The organism is Neisseria sp. P0021.S007, assembly GCF_051956855.1.
In genome coordinates, this window is sequence record NZ_JBQCXA010000768.1 from 1 (window position 1) to 605 (window position 605).

1 protein-coding gene is annotated in these 605 nt (G+C 43.5%); it reads right to left on the bottom strand.

What is annotated here, in order from left to right; genetic code table 11:
- Nucleotides 1-27 precede the first annotated feature (27 nt).
- Nucleotides 28-600, bottom strand: a complete 573-nt coding sequence (gene rsmD / locus ACTHUR_RS15860) for a 16S rRNA (guanine(966)-N(2))-methyltransferase RsmD (RefSeq protein ID WP_070461210.1) — start codon at nucleotides 598-600, stop codon at nucleotides 28-30.
- Nucleotides 601-605: the final 5 nt, after the last annotated feature.

Consider the following 605-nt stretch of genomic DNA (forward strand, 5'->3'; position numbering starts at 1 on the left):
CCTTGGGAATGATTCTCAAATTCTATACTATTCAGCAACTTGCGAATAGAGCGATAATTCAAACCTACTCATTCCCGCCTTTCCTTCCCGATAAATTTCCAGCCAATCCGGTTTTTCAGGCAACTTCCCTGCTTCAATATAGACCATTGCCCCATTTTTCAAGTGGCTTTGCAATCGGATAAACAGATTTTGCCAATCTTCCCATGCAAACGGCGGATCAAGAAACACAACATCAAATTTTTCAGACGGCCTTGTCAGATAAGCCATGCCGTCTGAACACACAATTTCCACCTGTTTCAAACCTAATTCACAGATATTTTTCTGAAGCGTTTGAACAGTTTGGCGGTGGTTATCGACCATTAGCACTTTTGCCGCATTACGAGAAGCAGCCTCCATTCCTAAAGCACCGCTACCGCTGAATAAATCTAATACCGTTTTGCCGGTTAAATCCTGACCCAACCAATTAAATAGTTTTTCACGCACGCTGTCAGGCGTCGGGCGCAGACCATCTGCAGATAAAAATGTTAGCTTTCGTCCCCTGCATTGCCCACCGATGATACGTACTTGATTGCTGTGTTTGGAATGTTTGTTGTTTGCCATAATTC